The sequence below is a fragment of the Bacteroidales bacterium genome, assembly GCA_023229505.1.
Classification (GTDB): domain Bacteria; phylum Bacteroidota; class Bacteroidia; order Bacteroidales; family JAGOPY01; genus JAGOPY01.
Window position 1 is genome coordinate 22,203 of record JALNZD010000050.1, and the last position, 8,825, is coordinate 31,027.

6 protein-coding genes are annotated in these 8,825 nt (G+C 40.9%); 2 read left to right on the forward strand and 4 right to left on the reverse strand.

All coding sequences use genetic code 11. The annotated features are described in order from the left end of the window. Position 1 precedes the first annotated feature (1 nt). From rpsJ to rpsL, 4 genes are read right to left on the reverse strand one after another with little or no spacing between them, the layout of a single operon-like run. Positions 2-307: a 30S ribosomal protein S10 gene (gene rpsJ / locus M0Q51_14795; GenBank protein ID MCK9401244.1), complete on the reverse strand. Its 306-nt coding sequence runs from the start codon at positions 305-307 to the stop codon at positions 2-4. 16 nt (positions 308-323) lie between these two features. Next, positions 324-2,426, reverse strand: a complete 2,103-nt coding sequence (fusA, locus tag M0Q51_14800; GenBank protein ID MCK9401245.1) for an elongation factor G — start codon at positions 2,424-2,426, stop codon at positions 324-326. 26 nt (positions 2,427-2,452) lie between these two features. After that, the gene (gene rpsG, locus M0Q51_14805; GenBank protein MCK9401246.1) at positions 2,453-2,920 is read right to left on the reverse strand and encodes a 30S ribosomal protein S7; all 468 of its coding nucleotides are present in this window, start codon (positions 2,918-2,920) and stop codon (positions 2,453-2,455) included. Positions 2,921-2,941: 21 nt separating this feature from the next. Next, positions 2,942-3,316 (reverse strand): 30S ribosomal protein S12, encoded by a 375-nt coding sequence (rpsL, locus tag M0Q51_14810; GenBank protein MCK9401247.1) that lies wholly within the window; start codon positions 3,314-3,316, stop codon positions 2,942-2,944. A gap of 628 nt (positions 3,317-3,944) precedes the next feature. Here rpsL and M0Q51_14815 point away from each other — a divergent pair. Together M0Q51_14815 and M0Q51_14820 are read left to right on the forward strand one after the other, a co-directional pair. Next, positions 3,945-8,336: a T9SS type A sorting domain-containing protein gene (locus M0Q51_14815; protein MCK9401248.1), complete on the forward strand. Its 4,392-nt coding sequence runs from the start codon at positions 3,945-3,947 to the stop codon at positions 8,334-8,336. Positions 8,337-8,340: 4 nt separating this feature from the next. Continuing rightward, on the forward strand, positions 8,341-8,825 hold a 485-nt coding region (locus M0Q51_14820; protein MCK9401249.1), incomplete at its 3' end, for a hypothetical protein.

The following is an 8,825-nucleotide window of genomic DNA, read 5'->3' on the forward strand; positions in this document are numbered from 1 at the left end:
CTCAAACTTTGATCTCAACTTCCACGCCGCTGGGTAATTCCAGTTTCATCAGCGCATCAATGGTTTTGGAAGTGGTGCTGTAAATGTCAAGCAACCGCTTATAGGTCGACAGTTCAAACTGCTCCCTTGATTTCTTATTAACAAATGTTGATCGGTTTACCGTGAAAATCTTTTTGTCGGTGGGCAGTGGAATAGGTCCGCTGACAATGGCTCCCGTCGACTTAACGGTTTTCACGATCTTTTCGGCCGACTTGTCGACCAGGTTGTGATCGTAAGATTTCAGTTTTATGCGAATCTTCTGGCTCACGTTATTTTGATTTAAATTATTTTATGACGTATCCTTTAATCTTATATAAAATCTCATCTACCAATTCCTTTGGGACTTCCTGGTAATGAGAAAATTCCATATTTCCTGAAGCTCTTCCGGAAGTGACAGTCCTCAGCGCGGTAACATATCCGAATAATTCAGAAAGGGGCGCTTTGGCGTAAACCATCTGGAAACCAAGCAAGGCGGAAACATCCTCGATATGTCCCCTTCTTTTGTTGATATCACTGGCCACATCTCCGACATATTCCTCCGGGGTGGTGATGGTCAGCTTCATAATGGGTTCAAGTAAAGAGGTCCGTGCAAGACGGCTTGCATTCCTGAAAGCCTGGGCTGCAGCAATCTCAAATGACAATGCATCGGAATCCACCGGATGCGTCGCCCCGTCAAGAAGCCTCACCTTAAGACTGATGAGTGGAAAACCTGCCAGGATTCCGTTCATCATTGAAGATTTGAAGCCTTTCTCAACCGCATTGATATATTCTTTTGGGATAACTCCTCCCCTGGTTTCATCAATAAACTGAAGGCCCTTAATGCCGTCATCGGCAGGGCCCATGGTGATGGTCATATCGGCGAATTTGCCTCTGCCACCTGTCTGTTTCTTATAAACTTCCCGGTATTCAATTTCAGCTAAAATAGCTTCGCGGTAGGAAACCTGCGGCCGGCCCTGGTTTATTTCAATCCCATATTCCCTTCTCAGCCTGTCGGTGATGATTTCAAGGTGAAGTTCACCCATGCCGCGGATGATGGTCTGCCCGGTTTCACTATCATAATGGACATCAAAAGTCGGGTCTTCCTCAGCAAGTTTCCGCAGAGCCAGGTTCATTCTTTCCATGTCGTCCTGGGTTTTTGGCTCAACGGCGACATTAATGACCGGTTCCGGGAAATCAATATTTTCAAGCACGATGGGATGCTGCAAATCGGTCAGGGTGTCACCTGTCCGGATTTCTTTGAATCCAACTGCCACGCCAATATCCCCTGCTTCGATTTTCTGAAGGGGAATTCTTTTATTGGCGTGCATCTGCAGGATTCGTGCCAACCGCTCCCGTTTGTTGGTATTAACATTCAGCACAACGCTGCCCTCTGCGATCTGGCCGGAATACACCCTGAAAAAAGCAATTTTGCCCACAAAGGCGTCAATTGCGATTTTGAAAGCAAGGGCTGAAAAAGGTTCATTTTCATCCGCATGCCTGGTTTCCGTTTTATTGGTGAACGGATTGATGCCTTCAACAGGCGGGACATCCATCGGGCAGGGGAGATATAGAATGATCGCGTCGATCAGTTTCTGAACGCCTTTGTTATGGAAAGATGAACCACATAAGACCGGCACAATGCGACCTTCAAGGGTGGCTTTCCGCAAAGCGGCAATAATATCTTCAGGAGTGATGGAATCATGGTTAACCAGGAATTTCTCCAGCAGTTCTTCACTTTCCTCCGCGGCACCTTCGATGAGCTTCATCCGGTATTCTTCCACCATCGCGGTCATATCCTCCGGGATCCCGGTTTCAAAGTATTCCTGTCCATAAGCTGCATCATCCCATGTATAGGCTTTGTTTTCAACAAGGTCGACCACGCCGGTGAATGTATCTTCCACGCCGATGGGCAGCTGGATGGGTACCGGGTTCGCCTTCAGTTTGCCTTTTATCTGCTGAAGCACACGGAAGAAGTCGGCGCCTGAACGGTCCATCTTGTTCACGTAGGCTATCCTGGGGATATGGTATCTGGCAGCCTGGCGCCATACGGTTTCCGACTGGGGTTCAACCCCTCCGACCGCACAGAAAATTCCAATGGCTCCATCTAAAACCCTGAGCGAACGTTCCACCTCGACGGTGAAATCAACATGCCCGGGGGTATCTATAATGTTGATCTTGTATTGTTCCCCGGCTAATTTCCAGAAGACGGTCGTGGCGGCTGATGTGATGGTGATCCCTCTTTCCTGCTCCTGGACCATCCAGTCCATTGTGGCAGTGCCATCATCTACTTCGCCGATCTTGTAATTGATGCCGGTGTAGTACAATATGCGCTCCGTCGTCGTGGTCTTACCCGCGTCGATGTGCGCCATGATGCCGATATTCCTGGTATGTATCAACCTGTCGGACATATTGTACTACTCTTTTCTCTTTTTAGTTAAAACCTGAAATGGGAGAAAGCCTTGTTGGCTTCGGCCATCCGGTGCATATCTTCCTTCTTCTTGAAAGCGGAGCCTTCTTCTTTATAGGCTGAAAGGATCTCGCCGGCCAGCTTTTCCTGCATCGATTTCTCGTGGCGCGTGCGGGCGTATTTGACCATATTTTTCATACCTATAGACTGTTTTCTTCCCGGCCTTATCTCTGAAGGGATCTGGAATGTAGCACCTCCGACACGGCGGCTTCTGACTTCCACCGAAGGTGTGACATTGGCCAGGGCCTTCTTCCAGACTTCAAGACCGTCTTCCTTGCTGCGCTGGGTAACCAGTTCAATGGCTTCGTAAAAGATATCGAAGGCACTGTTCTTTTTCCCCTGCAACATGATATTGTTGACAAACTTGGTCACCATCAGGTCGCCAAATTTTGGGTCCGGGACGATGGTTCTCGATTTTGATTTGCCTTTTCTCATGAGTTATTTAATAATGTATAATTACTTCTTGGGTCTTTTTGTTCCATACTTTGATCTCCGCTGTTGCCTTCCGTCGACGCCTGAAGTATCAAGTGCGCCGCGGATGATATGATAACGTACACCAGGGAGGTCTTTTACCCTGCCGCCCCTGATCAGTACGATGCTGTGTTCCTGCAGGTTATGACCTTCACCGGGGATGTAGGAGTTCACTTCCTTGCCGTTGGTCAGACGAACCCTGGCCACTTTTCGCATGGCTGAATTCGGTTTCTTCGGCGTAGTGGTGTAAACCCTCACACAGACTCCGCGCCTTTGCGGGCAGGAATCCAATGCCGGAGATTTGCTCTTATCAATCAGTTTAGAACGTCCTTTTCTGACAAGCTGTTGAATCGTTGGCATACGATACTGTTTAATTTATGTTATTCAAAGTTGATCCGTTGTTAATGATCTGGAGATCAAACCAGACCAAACCGTTTCTCAGGAAATCTTCAGGAATATATACAAGGTGGGCTCTTTTTGAGACCAAACTTATCTTAGGAAGATTAAGTCTGGGGCCTATAGTGTCTCACCTTGTCAGGTCCCTAAGTCCCTCTGAACAAGTCAGAAGTGCTACCCTTTAAAATCGGGCTGCAAAGGTAAAAATAGTTTCTTTAAAAACAAATGTTTCTAAAAATAAATTTTCATGAATAAATGGAAAATCGTCCATCGTCCATGCAAAATCGTCCATAATCTTGCTTTTCCTTCCCAATTACATTATCTTTATCCAGCCATTTCTACATTTAGATTATTAACCTTTAAACCATTGATTATGAAAACACTTACTCCACCCCGCGGGATTTTAGCCATTTTGATGATTACGATTAGTTGTTTCTTCTCCTTGCCTATGCAGGCGCAAACCATCCAGATCGACAGTTTATTCACTTCAGACGGCGAGATTTTTCCTTTCGGAGAGAATGATACTATTTATGGATTATCCATTTCCGGCTCAGTCACGCTGTCAAGCGACACGAGCCTGGTCAGGGTGATATTGACCGATAATTCAGGAAATGAGTGGATGGTGTTTGAGGTTTATCCATTTATTTCACCACGATGGGAGTTTGAAATTACAGAAGCATCTGATGAAACCATGTTCAGGCGGATTATTAATCCGGGTTCTGTGAAAATACAAATTATTAATGCGTCAATAGAGCTGGATAGCGCTATCCTTCAAAACAGGTACAGAGAAAACCTTGAAATTCTTCAAGAAAACTTTAAGAATACGATCGAATTACATAAAGTGGATTCACTTAATCATGTAATCGAATCGAACCAAATGTTATGGTTTGCCAACAGGAATCCGATTTCAGATTTATCTTACAATGATAAAGTAACCAGATTTGGTGAAAAATATAACTTATTAGGGTTGGACTATTATACAGGCGGAATTTATGATGGAAGACCAGGAGTTGATGGTCCGGCAGATGGTTCTGAACTTGTGGACTCATTTGATTGGCGAAACAGGCATGGGGCAAATGATCCCTCAAAATCTGCATTCTATTATAATAATGGTCCTAATACAAGCGGGTGGTTAACGGCTATTGAGGATCAATCAGAAATACCCATTTGTGATGGATTATGTTACATTTATGGGCCGCTGGCTGCAATTGAAGGTGTTGCTAATATTTATTTTAATTATCCAATGAAGAATTATAATCTATCAGAACAAGATGTTCTAGATTGTGATATAGCTACTTCTGATTGTCATGGTGGATTTGATTTTGTTACAAATATCTTTGCAAGAGATAGTGGTATTGTCGATGAGGCATGTTATCCAAGAGATAGTACTCATGGGAATTGCCGGCAAAATTCGCCTCCAAATGGATCTGCACAGAATCAGCTTAAAATAGCCGGCTACCACGCAAATTATACTTATAACACTGATACATTGAAAGTTGCACTGATAAATCATGGTCCACTGGATGTATCTTTATCATATTATAATGGTGGTTCCCATATTATAGCACTAGTTGGTTATGGAATAGTGAAAGCAAAGGACACTCTTTATGATACTTCATATCCTTTCGATACCATCATTGTCCATGATAATTCAAATTACATAGGCCAGTTATATTGGATCTTTAAAAATAGTTGGGGTACTGGATATGGTGCTCATGGCTATTTTTACCACCTTGCGAATGATGTACACATAGCAAGTGCCACATACTATTTACTTCCTATCGATGACATTTTATCATTAACCGATACTGTAGTCCCCTATGATAAAGACAAGGATGGATATTGGAACTGGGGCATTTCTCCAGAATACAATTTACCAGCTGGGGCTTGTTCTCAAAGGGAAGATAGCGATGACAGCGAGAACCGAATTGGACCATTTGATTCACATTATAATGGAACCCCGGTAAAACCTGAACTAAAAGTATATTTGAGTTCAGGACAAAGCATTGAACATATGTATGTGACTAATAATTCATTCTTTTCTTTTTCAACAGGGGATTTGATCAATGATCATGAATTACATTTTTACATCGAAAACCCCGGTGATGCACAACTCAATTTGTTCCCCGTAGGAATTATAGGCGAAGGAAGAGTTGAAATCATTCCTGTGAACGGAGCATCTGAAAATTATGATATAACTCTTTTACCACAAAGAAAAGTTTGCATGGGAGATGCTAATGAATTTATTGTGACTTTCACTGGCCTGATACAAGGAGAACTTACTAAAATTAAAATTTTCCTTTATGAAAATGGAGAAGTTCCCGACTTTGAATTTGTACTGCTTTATAATGATTGTCTTCCGGCAACCGAACTCGTAACCATAAGGGAAAATCAAACATGGGATATTTTTGGACTTAAAAACAAGGATTATCTGATTACCAATGGAGCAATATTAACTGTTACAGGTGAAATAGCAATGGCTGAAAATTCGGATATTTTTATTGATCGGGGCTCAAAATTGGTATTAGATGGAGGTAGATTAACTTCAAGCTGCAACACTTTATGGAACGGCATTGATATCTGGGGCAATGCCAGCATGCCTCAAATGACTGACTATCAAGGGATGGTGCAAATTATTAATGGCGGGACAATAGAATTTGCAGATACGGCTATTGCCACTGCCCGACAAAATGGGATCTATACTATTCCTTCCGGTGGTATCATATCTTGTAGGGATGCCATATTCAAAGATAATGTAATTGACATTATGTTTTATCCATTCACCAATACACACCCCATAACTCATGAAATTCTTCCGAATTTCAGCAGGTTTACCAGATCCCGGTTTGAAACAACAGATGCTTTATATGAAATTACCCGTAATATTCCTAACAAGCACATTTTAATGGATGAAGTGGGAGGAATTATTATTATGGGCTGTACATTTGGTAATTACTCTACTCAAAAAAATGATCCACGGGGTAAAGGCATAGAAAGTTATGGGGCTGGTTATTTCATTTCAAGCGAATGTGTCCAGGGTAATATTATCCCATGTCCCGAGTTGCTGCCATGCCGTTTTGAAAACCTTGAATATGGTATCCGGGCATTTAATAGCAATAGCCGTTACTCTATTACTGTGAATTCCGCTGATTTTATTGACAATTGCCGGGGTATATTCATGAGCCTGACCTATGATGCCACAATCATCAAAAACCGCTTTGAATTGAATGCTGATGAAGCTTATTTCGAACCGGGCGATACATTGATAGGGATTTATACCGAATATTGTACCCGATACCAGATTGAAGAGAATAAGATAACAGGCAGCGATCCTGATTATTTTAATCTGGTTGGGATGCATATCCTGAATTCAGGCTCAGATTATTATAATGAGATTTATAACGATAGTCTGATAGATTTAACCTATGGTATAATTGCAGCAGGCGAGAACCGCAACAAAGATGGGACAAAAGGGCTATGTATCAAATGCAACGATTTCATTGAATGTAGTTTAGATGTGTATATTACACCTGAAGGTGGTTTCAATCATGATTTCTTAGGGATTGCGACTAATCAGGGTTTTCCAGGTTCTGCAGCCCCTCCGGGAGTTGATCCGAATTCAATGGGTGCTGGGAATACTTTTACTGCAGACGAATATTCTTCTCTTGATTATAACTTTTATAACAATCCGGATCTCGATCAGATTAATTATACACATCAACCTAATACATTCGAAAATAAACTTAGGCCATCGGAATATGAAAATATTGAACCCTCTGAAGACATATATGTATCCTACTCAAAGGATACTTCCTGTCCTTCTCATTTTCATTCAGGAGGCATCCAGTTAGAATCAGAAAAAAGTATTTTATCAAATGAAAAAGAAATCCTCACCGCTTATTCTGGTACATTAACGCAATATGTCGATGGGGGTGATACGCCAGGACTTACATTTGAAATCCAGACCAGCTTTCCTGATGATGCGCTTGATCTTAGGCAACAATTATTAGATGAATCGCCTTATCTTTCTGACACGGTAATGAAATCAGCTATCGAAAAAGAAAATGTTCTTCTAAATGCAATGGTAAGGGATATTCTTGTCGCCAATCCACAGGCAGCTAAATCGGCTGATATCTTGAATGTCCTTGAGAATAAGTTTGATCCCATGCCTGACTATTTGATGGAACAAATCTTGGAAGGAAAGAGCATTATGGGAGAAAAAGAAATGTTGGAAAGGGAAATATCTTCACATTATATTTTAAAGAGCAATGCTTTTTCAAATATAGTCCGATATTATAAAAATGATACGTTGCTTAATTCTTCCAAAGACAGTGTAATTGCATATCTTGAAGATAACTATTCCCCTGAAACACATTATCAGTTAGCTTTTTGCAAATTATATACTGGGGATTCAACAGAAGTTTTGGATATTTTAAATTCCATACTCGTGGATTTCTCACTTACTGCAGATCAAATGAATACACATGAGTTTTATGAAGATTTGATTAATATCTTAATACCCATGCAATCAGATTCCGTAAGAATTGATAGTACGACTTACCCTGGATTATTCTCAATAATGGAAGAATCAAACGAAATACCTGGAATTTATTCTAGAAATCTCTTGGTGATTAACGATTTAATTTCTTATTCAGAACCTGTTTTTCTCCCAACTATTCTAAAAAATAAGCATATTACAGACAAATATTTTCATAATGAATTAATTGATTACTCTTATTTAAATATCTATCCTAATCCTGCAAAATCATACTTGATCATTGAATATAATTTAGAAAACTTTGCGAAGCCTGCATTTATTAATATAAATGATGCTTATGGAAAAAAATTGTATGGTCTTCATATTCAAGATAATCAAAATCAGTACCTTTTGGACACCCGGGCATACTCACCTGGGATATACTTAATAAGTCTTATGAGTGGTAATAAAATATTAAAGAAAGCTAAATGTTTAATAATCCGATAGGCTCATGAAAAAGCTATATAGTCTTTTCTTTGGCTTTATCATTCTAAGCTGCTCATTGAATGCTCAATCCCGCTGGTTGCAGGAATATTTTCCTGGTTTAAATGTAGTAGGTGAGGATTTTACTGAAAACTATGACAAAGGATATTTACTGACAGGTAAGTTTGGACAAAATTATGTTCATTACATCTGGCTGATTAAAACAGATATTAACGGACAAATCATTTGGAATAAAACATTTGGATTACCAGATTCATACATTGGTTTCTTTTCATTGGACAAAGACACAACAGGAAATATATTTCTTTCCGGTGGTACTACATTTTATGATTCCTATAGTGATCCTTTAGTAATGAAACTCAACGCTTGCGGAGAAAAAGAATGGTGCCTTGACTTCAGCACCCCCGGGCATTTCGATTATGCCCATTCGATCGTTGCTACAAATGACGGGGGATGTGCTGTAATACTCAGATATACAGGCATTACTCCTCC